Origin of the sequence: Thermoanaerobacterium butyriciformans (assembly GCF_017874545.1) — a bacterium.
GTDB classification, from domain to species: Bacteria; Bacillota; Thermoanaerobacteria; order Thermoanaerobacterales; family Thermoanaerobacteraceae; genus Thermoanaerobacterium; species Thermoanaerobacterium butyriciformans.
In genome coordinates, this window is sequence record NZ_JAGGLT010000017.1 from 22,258 (window position 1) to 40,103 (window position 17,846).

General features: G+C 35.5%; 20 protein-coding genes. 17 read left to right on the forward strand and 3 right to left on the reverse strand.

Going from position 1 to position 17,846, the window contains the following annotated elements; all coding sequences use genetic code 11:
• Positions 1-314: 314 nt before the first annotated feature.
• From J2Z80_RS08335 to J2Z80_RS08355, 5 genes are all read left to right on the forward strand, one after another.
• A complete protein-coding gene (locus J2Z80_RS08335; protein WP_209453971.1) occupies positions 315-1,082 on the forward strand; it encodes a TatD family hydrolase in 768 nt (255 codons plus the stop codon).
• Between the two features lie 77 nt (positions 1,083-1,159).
• Positions 1,160-1,438 (forward strand): hypothetical protein, encoded by a 279-nt coding sequence (locus J2Z80_RS08340; RefSeq protein WP_209453972.1) that lies wholly within the window; start codon positions 1,160-1,162, stop codon positions 1,436-1,438.
• A gap of 184 nt (positions 1,439-1,622) precedes the next feature.
• Complete coding sequence (locus tag J2Z80_RS08345) at positions 1,623-2,630, forward strand: resuscitation-promoting factor (protein WP_209453973.1); 1,008 nt, start codon at positions 1,623-1,625, stop codon at positions 2,628-2,630.
• A gap of 52 nt (positions 2,631-2,682) precedes the next feature.
• Positions 2,683-3,501: a 16S rRNA (adenine(1518)-N(6)/adenine(1519)-N(6))-dimethyltransferase RsmA gene (rsmA, locus tag J2Z80_RS08350; RefSeq protein ID WP_209453974.1), complete on the forward strand. Its 819-nt coding sequence runs from the start codon at positions 2,683-2,685 to the stop codon at positions 3,499-3,501.
• Positions 3,502-3,567: 66 nt separating this feature from the next.
• Positions 3,568-4,683: a hypothetical protein gene (locus J2Z80_RS08355; RefSeq protein ID WP_209453975.1), complete on the forward strand. Its 1,116-nt coding sequence runs from the start codon at positions 3,568-3,570 to the stop codon at positions 4,681-4,683.
• A 51-nt stretch (positions 4,684-4,734) separates the two neighbouring features.
• Here the strand turns inward: J2Z80_RS08355 and J2Z80_RS08360 are convergent, their stop codons facing one another.
• Both J2Z80_RS08360 and J2Z80_RS08365 read right to left on the reverse strand, forming a co-directional pair.
• Positions 4,735-4,971 carry an HPr family phosphocarrier protein gene (locus J2Z80_RS08360; protein ID WP_013296679.1) on the reverse strand — a complete coding sequence of 79 codons (237 nt, stop codon included), beginning with the start codon at positions 4,969-4,971 and terminating at the stop codon, positions 4,735-4,737.
• A 105-nt stretch (positions 4,972-5,076) separates the two neighbouring features.
• Positions 5,077-5,445, reverse strand: a complete 369-nt coding sequence (locus tag J2Z80_RS08365; protein ID WP_209453976.1) for a protease complex subunit PrcB family protein — start codon at positions 5,443-5,445, stop codon at positions 5,077-5,079.
• Positions 5,446-5,647: 202 nt separating this feature from the next.
• Between J2Z80_RS08365 and J2Z80_RS08370 the strand changes: the two genes are divergently transcribed.
• Positions 5,648-6,703, forward strand: a complete 1,056-nt coding sequence (locus tag J2Z80_RS08370) for an Mrp/NBP35 family ATP-binding protein (protein ID WP_245301220.1) — start codon at positions 5,648-5,650, stop codon at positions 6,701-6,703.
• A 58-nt stretch (positions 6,704-6,761) separates the two neighbouring features.
• Here J2Z80_RS08370 and J2Z80_RS08375 read toward each other — a convergent pair whose 3' ends face one another.
• Positions 6,762-7,124 carry a NifB/NifX family molybdenum-iron cluster-binding protein gene (locus tag J2Z80_RS08375; RefSeq protein WP_209453978.1) on the reverse strand — a complete coding sequence of 121 codons (363 nt, stop codon included), beginning with the start codon at positions 7,122-7,124 and terminating at the stop codon, positions 6,762-6,764.
• Between the two features lie 232 nt (positions 7,125-7,356).
• Here J2Z80_RS08375 and J2Z80_RS08380 point away from each other — a divergent pair, with 232 nt between their 5' ends.
• From J2Z80_RS08380 to hypF, 11 genes are all read left to right on the forward strand, one after another.
• Positions 7,357-7,869 (forward strand): hypothetical protein, encoded by a 513-nt coding sequence (locus tag J2Z80_RS08380; RefSeq protein WP_209453979.1) that lies wholly within the window; start codon positions 7,357-7,359, stop codon positions 7,867-7,869.
• 4 nt (positions 7,870-7,873) lie between these two features.
• Positions 7,874-9,358: an AAA family ATPase gene (locus J2Z80_RS08385; RefSeq protein WP_209453980.1), complete on the forward strand. Its 1,485-nt coding sequence runs from the start codon at positions 7,874-7,876 to the stop codon at positions 9,356-9,358.
• Between the two features lie 205 nt (positions 9,359-9,563).
• Positions 9,564-11,447, forward strand: a complete 1,884-nt coding sequence (locus J2Z80_RS08390; protein ID WP_209453981.1) for an NADH-quinone oxidoreductase subunit 5 family protein — start codon at positions 9,564-9,566, stop codon at positions 11,445-11,447.
• Positions 11,444-12,301: a respiratory chain complex I subunit 1 family protein gene (locus J2Z80_RS08395; protein ID WP_209453982.1), complete on the forward strand. Its 858-nt coding sequence runs from the start codon at positions 11,444-11,446 to the stop codon at positions 12,299-12,301. The genes J2Z80_RS08390 and J2Z80_RS08395 overlap by 4 nt, the downstream gene beginning before the upstream one ends.
• A gap of 7 nt (positions 12,302-12,308) precedes the next feature.
• Entirely contained in the window at positions 12,309-12,782 is a 474-nt protein-coding gene (locus tag J2Z80_RS08400; RefSeq protein ID WP_013786933.1) for an NADH-quinone oxidoreductase subunit B family protein, read from the forward strand.
• A gap of 10 nt (positions 12,783-12,792) precedes the next feature.
• Complete coding sequence (locus J2Z80_RS08405; RefSeq protein WP_209453983.1) at positions 12,793-13,170, forward strand: NADH-quinone oxidoreductase subunit C; 378 nt, start codon at positions 12,793-12,795, stop codon at positions 13,168-13,170.
• Positions 13,163-14,245: a hydrogenase large subunit gene (locus J2Z80_RS08410; RefSeq protein WP_209453984.1), complete on the forward strand. Its 1,083-nt coding sequence runs from the start codon at positions 13,163-13,165 to the stop codon at positions 14,243-14,245. The genes J2Z80_RS08405 and J2Z80_RS08410 overlap by 8 nt, the downstream gene beginning before the upstream one ends.
• Positions 14,246-14,273: 28 nt before the next feature.
• Positions 14,274-14,630 (forward strand): 4Fe-4S binding protein, encoded by a 357-nt coding sequence (locus J2Z80_RS08415; RefSeq protein ID WP_209453985.1) that lies wholly within the window; start codon positions 14,274-14,276, stop codon positions 14,628-14,630.
• Positions 14,631-14,972 (forward strand): hydrogenase maturation nickel metallochaperone HypA, encoded by a 342-nt coding sequence (hypA, locus tag J2Z80_RS08420; RefSeq protein ID WP_085112504.1) that lies wholly within the window; start codon positions 14,631-14,633, stop codon positions 14,970-14,972.
• A 14-nt stretch (positions 14,973-14,986) separates the two neighbouring features.
• Positions 14,987-15,640, forward strand: coding sequence for a hydrogenase nickel incorporation protein HypB (gene hypB, locus J2Z80_RS08425; protein ID WP_209453986.1), 654 nt, complete (start codon positions 14,987-14,989; stop codon positions 15,638-15,640).
• A complete protein-coding gene (gene hypF, locus J2Z80_RS08430; protein WP_209453987.1) occupies positions 15,598-17,844 on the forward strand; it encodes a carbamoyltransferase HypF in 2,247 nt (748 codons plus the stop codon). Before hypB ends, hypF begins: the two co-directional genes overlap by 43 nt.
• Positions 17,845-17,846: the final 2 nt, after the last annotated feature.

The window sequence follows — 17,846 nt, forward strand, 5'->3', positions numbered from 1 at the left end:
GTTTATATACAAAATATACCAGGCGATTTTTATTTAGCTATTGCTAAAATTAAACATTGATGCTATTATGAAGTTAATTTAAATTTTGGGGCAAATTACAAAGAATGTAATATGTAATAAGAGGTGGGATTTTTGTACTACTTGCTATTTACATGGCTAAATTTAAGATTATGGAAAGAAGTGATGACATGATGAATTGTAGATGCTCATCTGAACTTGCTTTTTTAGCATAGTGTGATTTTTCACTTTATACTTCGAATTAATAAAATATGTTAAAATAAAGATGACTATAAAAGCATTTAGGAGATGATTTTATGATTATAGATTCACACGCACACCTGGAAGATGAAAAGTATGACGAAGATAGGGATGATGTTATAAAAAGGTGCAAAGATGAGCTTACAGTATTGATAAATGTAGGATCCAGCATTGAGACGTCAAAAAAATCGATTGAGCTTGCTGAAAATAATGGTTTTATATATGCTGCTATTGGCATTCACCCTGAGCATTCGCAAAGGGAGATAAATGACATTGGGGTTATTGAGGAATTGTTATCACAAGAAAAAGTTGTTGCTATAGGAGAGATAGGCCTTGACTATTATTACGGCGATCCACCAGTGGATTATCAGAAGCAATGCTTCATAGAACAGATAAGGCTTGCCAAGAAGTATGATTTACCGATAGTAATCCACGATAGGGATGCACATGGAGATGTGTTTGATATTATCAAAAAAGAGTGGACAAGCAGTTTAAGAGGGGTTTTTCACAGCTATTCAGGCAGCAGCGAAATGGCATTTCAGTTGATTGAGATGAACTTTTGCATCTCATTGGGAGGACCAGTGACATTTAAAAATGCGAAAAAAGCCGTTGATGTAGCTATGAAGGTGCCGATAGAAAAGTTATTAATTGAGACAGACAGCCCTTACTTAACGCCTGTGCCGTATAGAGGGAAAAGAAATGAACCTACTAATGTAAAATACGTGGCAAAGAAAATAGCTGAGATAAAAAACATGGATTATGATGATGTATGCAATATTACTGCATCAAATACTTTAAAATTATTTAATATTACTTTCAAATAAATTATAGCAAATAAAATAGGTGAAACATATACTGTATTGAAATGGGATATTTCAATAATAAAGGGGGATATAAAAAGATGTATCGAGATGATTTGAATGAAAATTCCATAAACGTTCCGCCTATTAATCCAGAACCATATACGGGTCCGATGCAGCCGCCTATGGGAGGTATGCCTACAATGCCCTGCCCTCACGAACCACCTATGGGACCTATGCCAGGAATGCCAGGTATGCCAGGCATGATGCCACCTATGCCTTGTCCGCCAGAGCACATGAGTATGTTTATGGAAGCATATAATCATGTTTCTATGGCATATACGATAATGACACAAATGATGCAGATGATGCGCCCGTAAAGGGCGTGTTTCTTTTTAAAAGAAACATAAATTTTTATGTATATAATACAATAATATAGTAGATAATATAAATGATAGATTAATATGGAAATGGAGATAATAATTATGTAGTGAATTTGACAAAAATAACGTAGTATATTAAAATTATAAAAAGTCTTCCCAATAAATATTAGGAGGTTATGCAATGGATACAAGCAACCGAAGAATTTGGCCGGTTGCCTTTGTTGAGTTTGTCAAAAAACCGGCTGTAATTCTGATAGTGGCTGCATTGGTAATTTCGTTAGTAGGTATAGCTGTATACGTTAACTTGAAAAAGCAAGTTACAATCACAGACAATGGCAAAACAATTGTTGCTACAACATTTAAAAGCACAGTTAAAGATTTATTAGCAGAGAAAAATATAAAGTTTAGAAAAGAAGATGTTATTACACCTTCATTAGATTCAAAATTAAAAGAAGGCATGAAGGTAAACATCAAAAGAGCATACCCCGTGGTAATTCACGTTGATGGAAAAGATATAACAATATACACAGTAAAGCCAACATTAAAAGATGTATTAGCACAAGGAAAAATCACACTAAGCCCTATCGATAGAATAAGCACCCCTATAAATAGCAAAACATACAGCGGCATGAATGTTACAATAACCAGAGTAGATGAAAAGATTGTTACACAAGATGAAGATATAGCTTACGAAGTACAGACAGTAAAAAATGATGATATGGCAAGAGGACAGACGAAGGTTGTACAGGAAGGACAAAACGGAAAGCGTGAAAAAACAATAAAAATTACATATGAAGATGGAAAGGAAATATCACGCCAAGTTTTAAAAGATGTTGTAGTGCAAAACCCTATAACCGAGATAGTGCAGGTAGGTACATTGGGGCTTTTGACTACATCAAGGGGAGAGACCTATAGATATAGAGAGATGAAGATAATGGATGCTACAGGATACGACGCTCCGCCGGGTTCTTTAACTTATACAGGCGCTACAGTAAGGCGTGGCATAATTGCTGTTGATCCTCGTGTGATACCATTAGGTACCAGGTTATATGTTGAGGGGTATGGGCCTGGGGTTGCAGCAGATATTGGGGAAGCGATAAAAGGCAATATCATCGATTTGTTCTTTACATCGTATAAAGAAGCATGTAATTGGGGAAGACGAACTGTAAGAGTTTATATACTTAAATAGACAGGTTTTACCTGTCTTGTTTTTTAAAAAAATAATGCGAGGTATTATAGATATGAAAGTGAAAGGATTTAATGCTAAAAAGAAGCTTGGTCAAAATTTTATATTTGATGAAAACATATTGTCAAAGATAGCCGATTTAGCTGATGTAAAAAAAGATGACAATGTAATAGAAATCGGCGCAGGTTTAGGCACACTAACTAAAAAGATTGTAGAGAGAGCAAAAAGTGTGGTGGCTTATGAGATAGACGATGAAGCTGTGGAAATTTTAAAAGACAATTTAAGAGAATATAAAAATTTAATCATATTAAATGATGACATTATGAAAGCTGATTTAAAAGGCGTTGTTGATAAGTATTTTGATGGCAATAGATGCAAAGTTGTTGCAAATTTGCCGTATTACATAACATCACCAATTATAATGAAGCTTTTAGAGTCACATTTAATGAAAGACATAACGATTTTGATACAAAAAGAAGTGGCCCAGAGAATATGTGCAGAACCAGGAAGCAAAGAATACGGTGTATTAACTATTGCAGTAAATTATTACTCGAAACCGGAGATGTTGTTTAATCTTCCTCCAGAAGTCTTTTCTCCAAAGCCAAAGGTAAGTTCAACGCTTATTAAACTGCATGTTCTTAATGAGCCACCTGTATTTGTAAAAAATGAAAAGTTCTTTTTCAAGGTTGTAAAGGCGTCATTTGGACAAAGGAGAAAAGTCATAACAAATTCATTAAAGTCGTTGAATATAGATCAATCTGTAATCATAGAAGCCTTATCAAAATGTGGAATTGATTTTAAGCAAAGGGGAGAGACGCTTTCTATAGAAAAATTTGCTGAGCTGGCAAATGTTATTTATGATATGAAAATGTAATATTAAATGCCCTTGTTTCATAATATATATTGCGAAAAGTATATTTGAAATAAGGGGGATATTAAAATGCCTTTAAGAAAGGACTTTTATAAGCGAATGTATATAATGCTGGAACCTGATGAGAGAGGTGCATCACTTTTAAAAGATAAAGAAATAACAGGTTATCTTAAAATAGAATCCATAAGCGGCAGAGGCAGAATTACTGCATCGCTTCAAAACCTTGATCCAAGCTATTCGTATACGGTGAAATTTTTAAAAATTGGCGAAAATCCAAAATTAATTGAATTTGGTGCTGTAAGAGTTGACGATAAAGGAAGAGGTGGTGCAGAATGGTCTTTTGATGCAAATGATGTACTTGGCTCAGGTGTGAAGTTTGATGATTTAGCTGTAGCATTTGTTGAGGCAGATAATGGCAATAAATTGATACCTCTTTCAGGCGTCATAGACAAGACTAGATTTAACTGGAAAGCAACTTATAAAAAATTGGTAAAAAGCAATGAAAGTGATGAAAAAAATAAGGAGCAAATTTATTATGATGAAGAAAAAGGCAATGATAAAACCGAAAAAGATGAAAATAATATTGATGTCTTGCCGGAGTCTTACACTGAGAAAACCCAAGAAGATGAAGTTGAAATTCAAGTTGAGCCAGAAGAAAATGACGTTGGCAACCAACCTGTTAATAGTTTTGAAGCGGAAGATGCATCCAATACAAACAGCGAAAGCGAAGAGAAGTTTATTGATGAACATGCACAAGATGTCAAAAAAAGCAATTGTTATGAGGTTAATGGAAACGAAGAAAATAGTGGATACGTAAAATATTTAAAGGAATACGTCAATAATATTGTCAACTACCTTGATGAAGTGCATCCATTTGAGAACAATCTAGACGGATACAGATGGTGGAGGATTAATACAGGCTATAGGAATGATTTTTATGACCACTATTTGGTTGGTTTTGTAAATGATGAAAATGGAAAGCTTAAATATATCGTCTATGGTATGCCGGGATTATTTACTCTTTCAGATCAGCCTTTTGGAGGGATGACAGGATTTGTATACTGGTGCCCTATAAAAGAAAATATGAGAAACGCTGGTGACATGGGTTATTGGCTTATGCACATAGATGCGGTAACAGGGCAGATAGCTATACCAAAAGGACCTACACCACCACCAATAATATAAAAGCAAAAGCGTAGATAGTCTACGCTTTTATAAATTATAACTGCCTTTGTGCTATGCTATGTATTCTTTTATGTCATCAGAGAATTTTGACAAGGCTTCTTCATCTTCGGTGTGTGGTATTACTGTAAGTTGATTTTCAAGGTTTAAACTGAAGATTCCCATGATTGATTTTGCATCGATAACATAACGTCCGGATACAATATCAATATCAAAAGGGTATTTTGACATCTTTTCTACGAAATTCTTGACTTTATCAATTGAATTTAAATAGACGTTAAATTCTTTCATTTATAATTCCCCCTTGCAGTATTATACTTTAATCATATATTAATACAATAATTTATTCAATTATCTAATTTAACAAAAATTTCAATATTAATTTGGTAATTGTTTTCACATTTTAATATAGTCTACTTTTGTAATATTACGACCTACTTTTGTATTTATTATTACTTTCGTGATTTTGCCGTCATATGTAAAACTTTTTACATCATGTGGATACGTCAAAACTTGAGAAACGTAAGAATCTCTAGCTGGATTCACATATGATACATTTACTTCTAATGTTGTATCATCAGAATCTTTGATTATTTTAGCATCATTAATATTTATTGAGTATCCTGATGTACGCATTTCACCTCTTGTAGCTATTATATAGTATAATCCATCGATGTTAACCAAAGAATAATCTTGGTGATCCAACATTTTATTTAAAACATCTTGTACATTTTGAGGTAAAGTGGTTGCTTTTTTCAACACCATGTGTATCACTTCCTCGTTATTCATATTTTATTTCTATAAATATGATATTATTATTATTGTCAAGAATTACTCTTACTTTATCTATTTTATGGTTATTTATAAAATAATCATTGTAAAAAATGATTTTAAGGGTATTCTATTTATTGTGATTATATATTATAATATAAGTATTGAAAACAAAATACCATTAGGGGGTATATACTTGATTACAAAAGAACAAATTTTAAATGTGCTAAAAGATGTTTACGATCCTGAAATAGGAAGAAGCATCGTAGACCTTAACATGGTCGACAATATTAATATAGAGGGCAATATAGTTACAATTGACATAAAGTTAACTATTAAAGGATGTCCACTTCAAAACAGCATAAAAGAGGATGTAATAAATAAAGTAAAGGCACTTGAAGGTGTCAAGGATGTTGTAGTCAATATGGGTGCCATGACAGAAGAGGAAAGGCAGAAACTTGCAAACAGCATGAATCAGGGTAAAGTACCTTTATTTGAGAAAACTCGTGTGATAGCAGTTGGAAGCGGTAAAGGCGGTGTTGGAAAATCCACTGTTTCTGCAAATCTTGCTGTTGCACTGGGAAGATTGGGTTATAAAGTAGGCCTTATTGATGCTGATGTTCTTGGCTTTAGCATACCGCGTCTTTTAGGCATAGTAGGCGAAAGGCCATATGCTTTAGATGAGAATACGATATTGCCGATTGAAAAGTACGGTATCAAAGTGATATCCATGGGGAACTTTGCAGATGAAGATACGCCCCTTATATGGAGAGGTCCACTTTTAGGAGGAGTCCTGGAGCAGTTTATGAATGACGTTTATTGGGGAAACCTTGACTACATGATAATTGACTTGCCACCAGGCACAGGGGATGTACCTCTTACAATAATGCAAAAAATACCAGAGCAAAAGTTTTTGCTTGTGACGACGCCTCAAGCATCTGCATCACATGTAGCAGGAAGAATTGCGTATATGGCTCAAAAGGTAAACATAGATTTGATAGGTATAGCGGAGAACATGTCGTATTTTGAGTGCCCTGACTGCCATAAAAAATACAATATCTTTGGAGAAGGCGAAACAGAAAAACTGGCAAAAGAGTTAAATACAGATGTGCTTGTGAAGATTCCAATAGAGATAAAGATAAGGGAGAAAAGCGATATTGGATTGCCTGTAGCGTTTATAAATGATCCTGAGGCGACATATTATATGGAACTTGCGAAAAAAGTATCAGAAAAAGTAAAACCGATACGCTAATGTGAATGTTTTGTAGTAGAGAATGGAGGCAATGTAAATTTAATGCCTCCATAAATTTTTATCTTCTCTTAAACAGTTCTTCTTCCGGTATGTCCGATGTTGCGTTGTTTAGATACGTCGGCAAATTTTCTATCACTTCCTCATATGGTAAACTTTCATTAAGCCTTATGAATTCGATACCGCTGCTTTTAGCCTTTCCGTAAGACATGTCACAGAAGGATTCGGGAATTGTTATGACTGTGTCTACTTTTTTATCTATAAATAGATCTACTACGGCGCTTCTTCTTCCTTCTTTTAGAGTAAAACCTGGATTGTCGTATTTTTCTGCATCTTTTTTTTCTGTATCAAAAATGACAATATGTGGTCCATCAGGCAATTTAGAAATCAATCCATCTTTTGTCAATGTTGCAGCTATCCTCACGATGTTCACTCTCCTCAATATGATTTGTAAATTTTATACATTAAGTTTTAGAAAAGAATTGTACTATAATTATATATTATTAATTTATTATAGTATTATGAATGATATTAATCAAATTAAATATGAATGTTAAGGTCTTTTTCTATCTGATTATTGATTTATTGTGGTGTTGTCCGAGTATATATTTTATGATATAATATGATATATCATGCCGCTATAGAGGGGGGATATGATGTTTTCAAAATTAAAATGGCAGATAGTCATAGTAACAGTGACTTTAGCGCTGGGTATCCTATTAGGAGGATTTAATCTATATCAGAATCGCATTTTGCCAGAAAAGATATCTAATGATATTAAATCTTCTGAATATGTTAAATCTGCTGATGTAAGTATTGGAAATAGCGGTTATATTGCGAATATTAAGCTTTCGAAAATAGATAACCTTATGACTGCTTATACAACTATTGAGAAGATAATCAATAAATATCCGGTTAAAATTGATATGAAGATAATTGACAATCCCAATGATAAATTGAATAATATCTACTATGAGGACCAGTTTGCAATATATCAGGCCATTCAAAATGGCGATTATATAGAAATGAGCAAGATTGTAGATAAAAATGGCAGTGATAAAGGTGCAAAAACGAATATTTACATCGATGAAAATAATATATATTTAAGTATCTATGATGGTCAAAATTATTTGTACAAGATAATACCGCGCAATACAAAGGGGGAATAACCAAATGGTTAAAGAAATACTTATAGGTATTTCAATTGCTTTAGTCATTTTTGCCGCTATTTTGGGTATTGATATTACGCCGATTGTTATAATAGGCATAATGATTTTTGCTTTAAGTTTTATACTGGAAAACAAAGGACTTTTAAGTACTTCCGGAAAAATCGTAAATCCTGATACAAGCGTATCGTTTGATGATATAGGTGGACAGAGTACAGCCATATCAGAATTAAAAGAAGCATTGGATTTTGTGATTAATAGGGAAAAAATCAAAAAGATGGGCATAAGGCCACTTAAAGGCATACTTTTAAGCGGACCTCCTGGAACAGGCAAAACTCTGCTTGCTAAAGCGGCTGCTAAGTACACTAACTCTAGCTATGTAGCTACATCTGGAAGTGAATTCATTGAGATGTATGCAGGTGTTGGTGCACAGAGGGTCAGAAAACTTTTTGAATCCGCAAAAGCATTGGCAAAAAAAGAACAAAAAGACAGTGCAATAATATTTATAGATGAGATAGATATTCTTGGGGCGAAAAGGGGTACAAATGAGAGCCATCATGAGTACGACCAGACGTTAAATCAGCTTCTTGTTGAGATGGATGGGATAAAAAGTGATAATGATATAAATATTCTTGTAGTGGCAGCTACAAATAGGCCTGATATGTTAGATCCTGCACTATTAAGGCCAGGTAGATTTGACAGGCAGGTAAGTGTTGACCTGCCAGATAAAAGTGGCAGACTTCAGATATTGAAGATTCATACTAGAAACAAACCATTAGATGAAAATGTCAATCTGGAGGCAATTGCAGAAGATACATTTGGCTTTTCGGGTGCTCACCTTGAAAGTCTTTGCAATGAAGCTGCAATTTTGGCAATGAGGGATGGGTCAGAAAAAATAATGCAGAAACATCTTCAGGAAGCAGTCGACAAAGTTATACTTGGTGAGAAAACTGATAAAAAACCTACTGATGAAGAGATATTGAGGGTGTCAATACATGAAGCAGGACATGCTATAGTTGGTGAGATTGTCAATCCTAATTCGGTGGCTACTGTTACAATAGTGCCTAGAGGAAAAGCCTTAGGCTTTGTAAGACAGACTGAAAAAGACGATACATTAATATATACAAAAGAACAGTTGGAAAATGAAATTATGGTGGCACTTGGAGGAACTACTGCAGAGCTTCTAATCTTAAATAGCAGAAGCACAGGCTCGGCAAATGATTTTGAGCAAGCAGTAGATATCGCAAAGAAGATAGTATTTACGGGACTTTCAAAGCTGGGCATTATCAGCAAAGACGATATATCAGGTGATAAAGTAAATGAAGAAGTAAATAGGATAATAAAAGAACAAGAAAAAAAAGTTAAAGATTTATTAAAAGATAAAATAGATGAGCTAAATGAAATATCAAGCATATTGGTTAAAGAAGAAACGATATCTGGCGAGTATTTGAGAGAAATATTAAATGGCAAAAATGCTGAAAAAGCGTGCTAAATAGTGGCAGGGAATTGTTATTCTCTGCCGTTTTATTGTGCTTTAAATTACAAAAAACATTGAAAAATTGTTAAATAATAAACAAAATTAATTAATATTAAATACAATTGACTTATTATTCAATTAGATTTATAATCAAAATGGGTATTTAAAAATGTATACAATATATAATATTCATTAAATCGAATAGATAAGGAGTGAAAAAATGACAAGTGATCTGGTTTTAATAAGCATTATTGCTCCGATTGTAATGAGCTTGACAACAATTACAATTGGTAAGGCAGTAGCGAGGAAAGCATTTGTTTTGGCTACATTGCTTATTGTATTTTTAAGTTCATTAGCAATTTTTAAAACTGCCAATTTGCCAACGGTCGTTGGGACATCATTTTATGGAATCATTGATAAATTGATAAAAGTTGGCGATTATGTGCTTTTGTTTTATACCCTTTATGTATCATTTAAGGTGAAAGAACCTAAGATAGCGATTTTTTCAATACTGCAAATATTGCCGCTTGCATTTTTTGAACTATTTATGCTAAAGGAACAAGAACTAAATACATTTTATATTGACAACTTATCAATAATTATGAATTTAGTAGTCTCAGTAGTAGGACCCATAATTGCTGTATATGCCTTTGGCTACATGGATCATCATGAAGAAGAAAAGAAACTGGCTAAATCAAGACAATCTAGGTTTTTTGCCATTATTCTTTTATTTATCGGAGCTATGAATGGCATAATTTTTTCAAATAATTTAATGTGGATATATTTCTTCTGGGAAATAACGTCATTATCATCATTCCTGCTTATTTCTCATGACAAGACAGAAGAAGCGATTAAAAATGCGTCTAAAGCATTGTGGATTAATATGTTAGGTGGTTTTTCTTTGTTGGTAGGTATTATAATCCTTTATAAGTATACAGGAATAATAACACTGGATGCTTTATTAAAGACAAATAGTTCTTATATCCTTTTAATTCCAGTATTCTTTATGGTTCTGGCTGCATTTACTAAGGCAGCTCAAATGCCATTTCAAAGCTGGCTTTTAGGTGCTATGGTGGCACCGACACCAGTATCAGCACTTTTGCATTCAAGTACAATGGTGAAAGCTGCTATATACCTTATATTAAGGCTTGCACCTACATTTAGAGGGACAACGTTAAGCGGGTTTATAGCGCTATACGGGGCATTTACGTTTATTGCAACTTCTATATTGGCATTAAGTCAAAGCAATGGGAAAAAGATATTGGCATATTCTACAATTGCTAATTTAGGATTGATGATATCAAGCATAGGCATCAACACTTCCAGTGCCATAACAGCAGCGATTTTGCTTTTAATATTCCATGCTGTATCAAAGGCGCTTTTGTTCTTATGTGTTGGCACAATTGAACAAAGTATTGGCAGCCGTGATATAGAAGATATGAAAGGACTTATTACAAAAATGCCTGTTACGACGATTATCACTTTTATAGGCATTCTTTCATTAATGATTGCTCCATTTGGAATGCTTTTAAGCAAGTGGATGGCAATAGAAGCTGCATCGAGAAATCTACTTGTGGCACTGCTTTTGATTTTAGGCAGCGCTATAACAGTCATGTACTACACCAGGTGGATAGGCAATATCTTATCAGAAGGCCGTAACAGCAAATTTTTCGTAGAAAAGCAGCTGTCAACAATAAAGTTTGCTCTATACAGTTTAGTTACGATAGCAATCGTATTGAGTTTGGCTGTGACGCAGCTTTTTAATGCCATTGTTAAACCTGAGATAAACATGCTGAAGATGTCGATTTCTGTAAAAGCTGCATCAGGATACCTTGAAAGCAACCTTGGAGGATTTTCCATATATCCAGTATTTTTTGCCATAGGTTTAGCCGTTATCTTAGCATTTTTAACCATAAAGAATTCCCATGATATAGTTCAGACAAAGCCATACGAGGCTGGGCTTAATTACGATGACTCAAATAATGGGTATGATGTGAAAAATTATTATCTTCCAAGCATCATAAACGAGGCCGTGATGACGAAATACATGAATTACATCTCATTTATTTTGATACTGGCTATTTTCGGAGGGATATTGCTATGACGTGGTCAGATTATTTGGTTTTTGCGGCGGCGGTCATTTTGACTCCGCTTATAGGTGGTCTCATAACAGGATTAGACAGAAAAGTAACAGCACTTATTCAAGGTAGGTATGGTCCGCCTGTATTACAACCGTTTTATGACGTTGTAAAATTACTTTCTAAAGAGAAGATGATAGTAAATGACTTCCAGATATTTGCAGCGTATATATACTTATTATCAGCTATACTAAGTGTCGGTTTCTTTGCGATAAAAGCTGACCTTCTCATGATAATTTTCATAATGTCAATAGGGCTTGTTTTCTATGTAATAGGGGCGTTGGCTACAAGGTCTCCATACAGCCAAGTAGGGGCCCAGAGGGAATTAATGCAGATGTTGGCATATGAACCTCTCCTTATATTTGTGCTTATTGGCATGTACTACGTAGCTGGAAGCTTTAATTTGCACGATATAATGTCACATGGAAGGCTTCTTTTGGATTTGCCGCTTATTTTTGTGGTTTTAAGCCTTGTACTGGACATAAAAATAAAGAAATCTCCTTTCGATTTTTCAACATCTGAACATGCACATCAGGAGCTTGTAAGAGGGATTCTCACGGATTATGCAGGGCCGTATCTGGCTTTAATTGAAATAGCTGATTGGTATGAGTTAGTGCTGCTTTTAGCAATGTTGGCAATTTTCTGGTCACAAAATCTTGTGATCGGTGCTTTGATATCGCTTTTTGTATTCTTTTTAGATATAATTGTAGATAATATATCTGCAAGGATGACACTTAAGTGGATGCTGAGTTTTAGCTGGACTATAGGCATTGTATTTACAGTGGTAAATATCGGATATTTGTATTTTGTATCGAGGTGATAAATTTATGGGTTTAAAAGAATTTGTAAAAAAGTCCTTCTCAAAATCACCATGGGTAGTTCATTATGATTGTGGAAGTTGCAATGGTTGTGATATAGAAGTTTTGGCATGCATGACGCCTATATACGACATGGAAAGATTTGGCATGGTAAATGTAGGAAATCCAAAGCACGCGGATATCTTAATTGTAACTGGCACAGTAAATGAAAAAAATAAAGATGTACTGAAAAATGTCTATGACATGATGCCCGATCCAAAAGTAGTTGTGGCAGCCGGAATTTGTGCATGCAGCGGAGGTATATTTAGAGATTGTTACAATGTGTTAGGCGGCATAGACAAAGTGATTCCTGTTGATGTATATGTTCCTGGATGTCCGGCGAAGCCTGAGGCCATGATAGATGGTCTTTACAAGGCGGCACAAATATTAAAAGAGAAGTATTCTCGCAAGGAAGTAATAGTTTCAGCCAAAAGCTTAGGTTAGGAGTGATTTTATGATCGTCAATAGCAGAGAAGTGGAGATTAGCAATTTAAAAAGTGAAGTAAAAAAATATCACGATGGTGGTTATAGATTTGTTACAGAGACGTGTCTCAATTTAGAAGATAAGTTTAAAATCATATACACATTTGCCATAGGTTATGATTTAGAAAACATCCACATCATAACTGATGGAAAAAATGTGCCCAGCGTTTCAGACATTTATTCATGTGCGCTGGCAGTAGAAAATGAGATAAAAGAGCTTTTTGGAGTTGAGTTTGATGGTCTTGCAGTTGACTTTGGAGGGGATTTTATGTTGGGGGAAAGCTCACCCATAAGTCCTCAAGCAGATATAGAGATTATAAGAAGAGAAAAGGGTGGTAAGAATGAGTGATAAAAGTACGATTCCGTTTGGGCCACAGCACCCTGTTTTGCCTGAGCCGATTCACTTAAAACTTGTGGTGGAGGATGAAAAGGTAGTAGAAGCATATCCTGCTTTTGGTTTTGTCCATAGAGGGCTGGAAACTTTAGCGCAGAAAAAGGACTTTAACCAGATGGTTTACGTAGTAGAGCGGGTATGCGGTATATGCAGTTGCATGCATGGACAAGATTATTGTGAAGCAATAGAGGAGTTGATGGGTGTTCAGGTTCCTGTAAGAGCTGAATATTTAAGGACTATTTGGGCAGAACTCCACAGGATCCACAGCCATCTTTTATGGCTTGGACTTTTTGCTGATGCATTTGGCTTTGAAAATCTCTTTATGCAGACGTGGAAGATTCGCGAGAAGATAATGGACATACTGGAAGCCACATCAGGCAACAGAGTGATAATTTCAGTTAATATCGTAGGCGGAGTCAGAAAAGACATAAATAGCGAACAAGCTAAGTGGATTTTAAAGGAATTAGACGATGTTGAAGAGCAACTTAAAGACATTAATGATGTTGTTATGAATAACTACACGGTAAAAGAGAGGACAGTAGGCATAGGTGTTTTGACGAAAGAAGAAGCGTACGAGCTTGGCGCAACTGGGCCTATGGCTAAGGGAAGTGGTGTGGATTTAGATCTTAGGACTACTGGCTATGCTGCTTATAAGTATCTTGACTTTGAACCGATTGTGGAAAAAGACGGTGACAGCTATGCAAGAAATTTAGTAAGGATGAGGGAAATATTCCAGTCAATTGACCTTATAAGACAGGCCTTAAGTAAAATGCCTGAAGGAGATATTAATGTTCCTGTAAAAGGCAATCCGCCAGCAGGGGAAGTCATATCAAGGCTTGAGCAGTCAAGAGGAGAAGTTGTGTATTACATTAAATCAAACGGCACAAAATTTTTGGATAGGCTCCGCATAAGAACACCTACCTTTGCCAATATACCAGCTCTTTTGAAAATACTTCCTGGATCTCAATTGCAAGATGTGCCTGTATTGATATTGACAATTGATCCTTGTATCAGTTGTACAGAGAGATAAACACAACCAGGAAAGAGGTGTAATTGAAATGTTGGATATGCTTAAAAGCGTTTTTTCTAATTTGTCAAGAAAGCCAGTAACTCGCATGTATCCGTATGAAGAAAGAAAGCCTTTCGATATAAACAGAGGCCATTTGGAAAACAACATTGATGAATGCATTTTTTGCGGCATGTGCCAGAGAGTGTGCCCATCAAACTGCATAAAGGTGGACAGAAAGACCAGCGTTTGGGAGTACAATCCGTTTGAATGTGTCTTGTGTGGCGTATGCGTGGAAAAGTGCCCTAAGAAATGTTTAAAGCTTGATGTGCATTACAGAAGTTGCACAGACAAAAAGTACAACATTCACTTGGAAAAACACGATGATTCTGAGAAAGCCGGTGCTTAAATGCATGAATTGTCTATAACTGAAAGCATCGTAAACATGGTTTCTGATGAAGCTAAAAAAAGAAATGTCAATAAGGTGACCAAAATAAACATCGTGCTTGGGGAATTAACCGGGTTTGAAGAAGAAAGCATTAGATTTTACTTTGATGTTTTAAGTGAAGGAACGCCATTATACGGTGCTAAGCTTGATTTTAAAAAAGTGAAAGCAGAGTTTAAATGCCGCAGTTGCGGCATGATTTATAATAGGGGTAATTTCACGTTTAAGTGTCCCTATTGCGGTAGCAGCGGTGTTTTGATTGAGAAAGGCAAAGAACTTTATATAGATAGTATAGATGTTGAATAAGGAGTGTATTATAAATGGAAATAAAGATTATTAAAGATGTGCTTGAAGCCAACAACAACATTGCGGAAGAAAACAAAAGCATAAAAGATGAAAGAAAAATCATGATGGTAAACATAATCGGCTCACCTGGTACAGGCAAAACAAGTTTCATATTGAAGCTTATAGAAAACATGGATATTCCTTGTGGTGTCATAGAAGGCGATGTAGCGTCAGATATAGATGCCCGCAAGATGGCTGAAAGAAATATACCGGTGGTACAGATAAATACTGGTGGTGCTTGTCATCTGAATGCATATTCAATAAATAAAGCATTGTCCACGCTTGATTTTGAGGGTGGCATATTGTTCATAGAGAATATAGGAAATCTAATATGCCCTTCAGATTTTGAACTTGGTGAAGACTTCAAATTGGCTATGGCAAATGTTGCTGAGGGGGATGATAAACCATACAAATATCCTCTCCTATTCTCAAAGGCGAAAGCAGTTGTCATAAACAAGATAGATTTACTGCCGTATTTTGACTTTAATAAGCAGTATTTTTACGACGGTGTGAAGACGCTTAATGATGAAGCTGAGATTTTTGAAGTATCATCAAGGACGGGGGAAGGCTTTGAGGTGCTGGCGAAATGGCTGAAAGAGAAATACGACGAATACGTGCAAGGCAAATAAATATTAAAGGAATTGTTCAAGGTGTAGGATTCAGACCGTTTGTCTACAATTTGGCATTAAAACACAGCTTGTCAGGCATCGTTTATAACACATCATCTGGTGTTTCCATTAACGTAGAAGGTTATGACGATGACATAGATGCGTTTGTACTGGAATTAAAAGAAAATCCTCCAAAACTTTCAAAGATCGACGAGATATCCATAGAAGATTGCGATGTTGTAGGATATAAAGATTTTAGCATAAAGTTAAGCAAAGCGGATGAGGGATTTGTGCCGATTTCTCCTGACATGGGTGTATGCGACGAATGCGTAAATGAAATGATGGACGAAAAAAACAGAAGGCATAACTACCCGTTCATAAATTGTACGAACTGTGGTCCAAGATTTTCTATCATAGAGGATATACCATACGACAGGTCAAAGACGTCTATGAAAAAATTTCCCATGTGCAAATTGTGCAAAGACGAGTATGAAAATCCGTTGGATAGGAGGTTTCATGCACAGCCTGTGGCATGTTACGATTGTGGACCATCCCTTAAATACGTTGGCGAAAGCACGAATTTTGATCCTATTATGGCGATTGCCGAAGATTTAAGAAATGGGAAAATCGTGGCCATAAAGGGAATAGGTGGATTTCATCTGGCTGTAAATGCATTATCCCATGAGGCTGTATTAAGGCTTAGAGAAAGGAAAAACAGGTATGGAAAGCCACTGGCGCTTATGATGAAAGATGTAGAAGCTGTAAAAATGTATTGCCATGTAAGCCATGATGAAATGGAGCTATTAAATAGCCAAAGAAGGCCTATCGTCCTTTTAAAAAAGAAATACGAGTTTGAAGGTGTAAGCGATGGCCTTGACAGCGTAGGTGTGATGCTTCCTTACGCCCCAATACATTATCTTTTGTTTAAATATATAGATTTTCCAGTTGTCATGACAAGTGGCAATATCAGTGAAGAGCCTCTGTGCAAAGACAACGATGAAGCAATAAAGAGGCTTAAAGATATAGCAGACAGTTTCCTTTTAAATGATAGAGACATTGTAAATAGGATTGACGATACGGTTACATCTTGGAAAGCTAAAAGTGAAAGAGTCGTAAGGCGATCGAGAGGATATGCTCCAGAGCCTATGGTGTTTAAAATGGACTTTAAACCGATACTTGCCGTTGGAGGGTATTACAAAAACACGTTTTGCTTGACTAAAGGCAATTATGCATTTCTAAGCCATCACATAGGAGATCTGGATAACAGCAAGACGTACATGTATTATGTAGATGAGATAAAGAAGTACATGAGACTTTTTAAAGTGGAGCCGCAATTTGTGGCGTGTGACATGCATCAAGGTTATTTGTCAACACAGTTTGCAAAATCTCTAGATTTACCAGTAATATACACGCAGCATCATCATGCGCACATAGTAAGCTGTATGGCGGAATACGGCATAGAAGACAGAGTAATAGGTTTTTCATACGATGGCACTGGATATGGTTTAGATGGGAATGTATGGGGTGCTGAATTTTTGATAGCTGATTTGAAAGACTTCGTAAGGGCAGGTCACGTAAAGTACAATCCGCTTCCAGGCGGAGAGCTTGCTATAAAAAGGATATACAGAACTGCAATAGGCTTTATAAATGAAGATATGGATTATTACCATGAATACCTTAAAAGGTTTGATGCAAAGGAATTAGAGATCATAAAAGCGCAGATAGACAAAAAAATAAACGCACCATTGGTGTCCAGCATGGGTAGATTGTTTGATGCAGTTGCATCACTGATTGGTGTTAAAGACACTGTTCTATATGAAGGACAAGCAGCCATGGAGCTTGAAAGCATCATAGAAAGTGATCGATCATATTATGACTTCACGGTATCAAGCGGTGACCGGTATGTGGTGGATACATCAGGTATTTTAAAGCAAGTTTATTCTGACTATAAAAAAGGAGTAAGTAAGGGAATAATATCCGCCAGATTTCACAATACCATCGTAGAGTTTACTGCTTATGTGGCATTGAAACTTGGCGAAAAGTACAATATAGATAAAGTGGTTTTAAGCGGTGGAAGCTTTCAGAACAAATATTTATTGGAAAATATCCTTGATAGATTATCAAAAGAAGGATTTCTTGTTTATTCCAATAGCAAGATACCTTGCAATGACGGTGGCATTTCCTTAGGCCAAGCAGTCATAGCAAACTATATGATGGAGGTGTAATT

What these genes read in the sequence shown, in the direction of transcription:
- J2Z80_RS08335 (WP_209453971.1), top strand. Translation starts at nt 315, where the DNA reads ATGATTATAGATTCACACGCACACCTGGAAGATGAAAAGTATGACGAA.
- J2Z80_RS08340 (WP_209453972.1), top strand. Translation starts at nt 1,160, where the DNA reads ATGTATCGAGATGATTTGAATGAAAATTCCATAAACGTTCCGCCTATT.
- J2Z80_RS08345 (WP_209453973.1), top strand. Translation starts at nt 1,623, where the DNA reads ATGGATACAAGCAACCGAAGAATTTGGCCGGTTGCCTTTGTTGAGTTT.
- rsmA (WP_209453974.1), top strand. Translation starts at nt 2,683, where the DNA reads ATGAAAGTGAAAGGATTTAATGCTAAAAAGAAGCTTGGTCAAAATTTT.
- J2Z80_RS08355 (WP_209453975.1), top strand. Translation starts at nt 3,568, where the DNA reads ATGCCTTTAAGAAAGGACTTTTATAAGCGAATGTATATAATGCTGGAA.
- J2Z80_RS08360 (WP_013296679.1), bottom strand. Translation starts at nt 4,971, where the DNA reads ATGAAAGAATTTAACGTCTATTTAAATTCAATTGATAAAGTCAAGAAT.
- J2Z80_RS08365 (WP_209453976.1), bottom strand. Translation starts at nt 5,445, where the DNA reads ATGGTGTTGAAAAAAGCAACCACTTTACCTCAAAATGTACAAGATGTT.
- J2Z80_RS08380 (WP_209453979.1), top strand. Translation starts at nt 7,357, where the DNA reads ATGTTTTCAAAATTAAAATGGCAGATAGTCATAGTAACAGTGACTTTA.
- J2Z80_RS08385 (WP_209453980.1), top strand. Translation starts at nt 7,874, where the DNA reads ATGGTTAAAGAAATACTTATAGGTATTTCAATTGCTTTAGTCATTTTT.
- J2Z80_RS08390 (WP_209453981.1), top strand. Translation starts at nt 9,564, where the DNA reads ATGACAAGTGATCTGGTTTTAATAAGCATTATTGCTCCGATTGTAATG.
- J2Z80_RS08395 (WP_209453982.1), top strand. Translation starts at nt 11,444, where the DNA reads ATGACGTGGTCAGATTATTTGGTTTTTGCGGCGGCGGTCATTTTGACT.
- J2Z80_RS08400 (WP_013786933.1), top strand. Translation starts at nt 12,309, where the DNA reads ATGGGTTTAAAAGAATTTGTAAAAAAGTCCTTCTCAAAATCACCATGG.
- J2Z80_RS08405 (WP_209453983.1), top strand. Translation starts at nt 12,793, where the DNA reads ATGATCGTCAATAGCAGAGAAGTGGAGATTAGCAATTTAAAAAGTGAA.
- J2Z80_RS08410 (WP_209453984.1), top strand. Translation starts at nt 13,163, where the DNA reads ATGAGTGATAAAAGTACGATTCCGTTTGGGCCACAGCACCCTGTTTTG.
- J2Z80_RS08415 (WP_209453985.1), top strand. Translation starts at nt 14,274, where the DNA reads ATGTTGGATATGCTTAAAAGCGTTTTTTCTAATTTGTCAAGAAAGCCA.
- hypA (WP_085112504.1), top strand. Translation starts at nt 14,631, where the DNA reads ATGCATGAATTGTCTATAACTGAAAGCATCGTAAACATGGTTTCTGAT.
- hypB (WP_209453986.1), top strand. Translation starts at nt 14,987, where the DNA reads ATGGAAATAAAGATTATTAAAGATGTGCTTGAAGCCAACAACAACATT.
- hypF (WP_209453987.1), top strand. Translation starts at nt 15,598, where the DNA reads ATGGCTGAAAGAGAAATACGACGAATACGTGCAAGGCAAATAAATATT.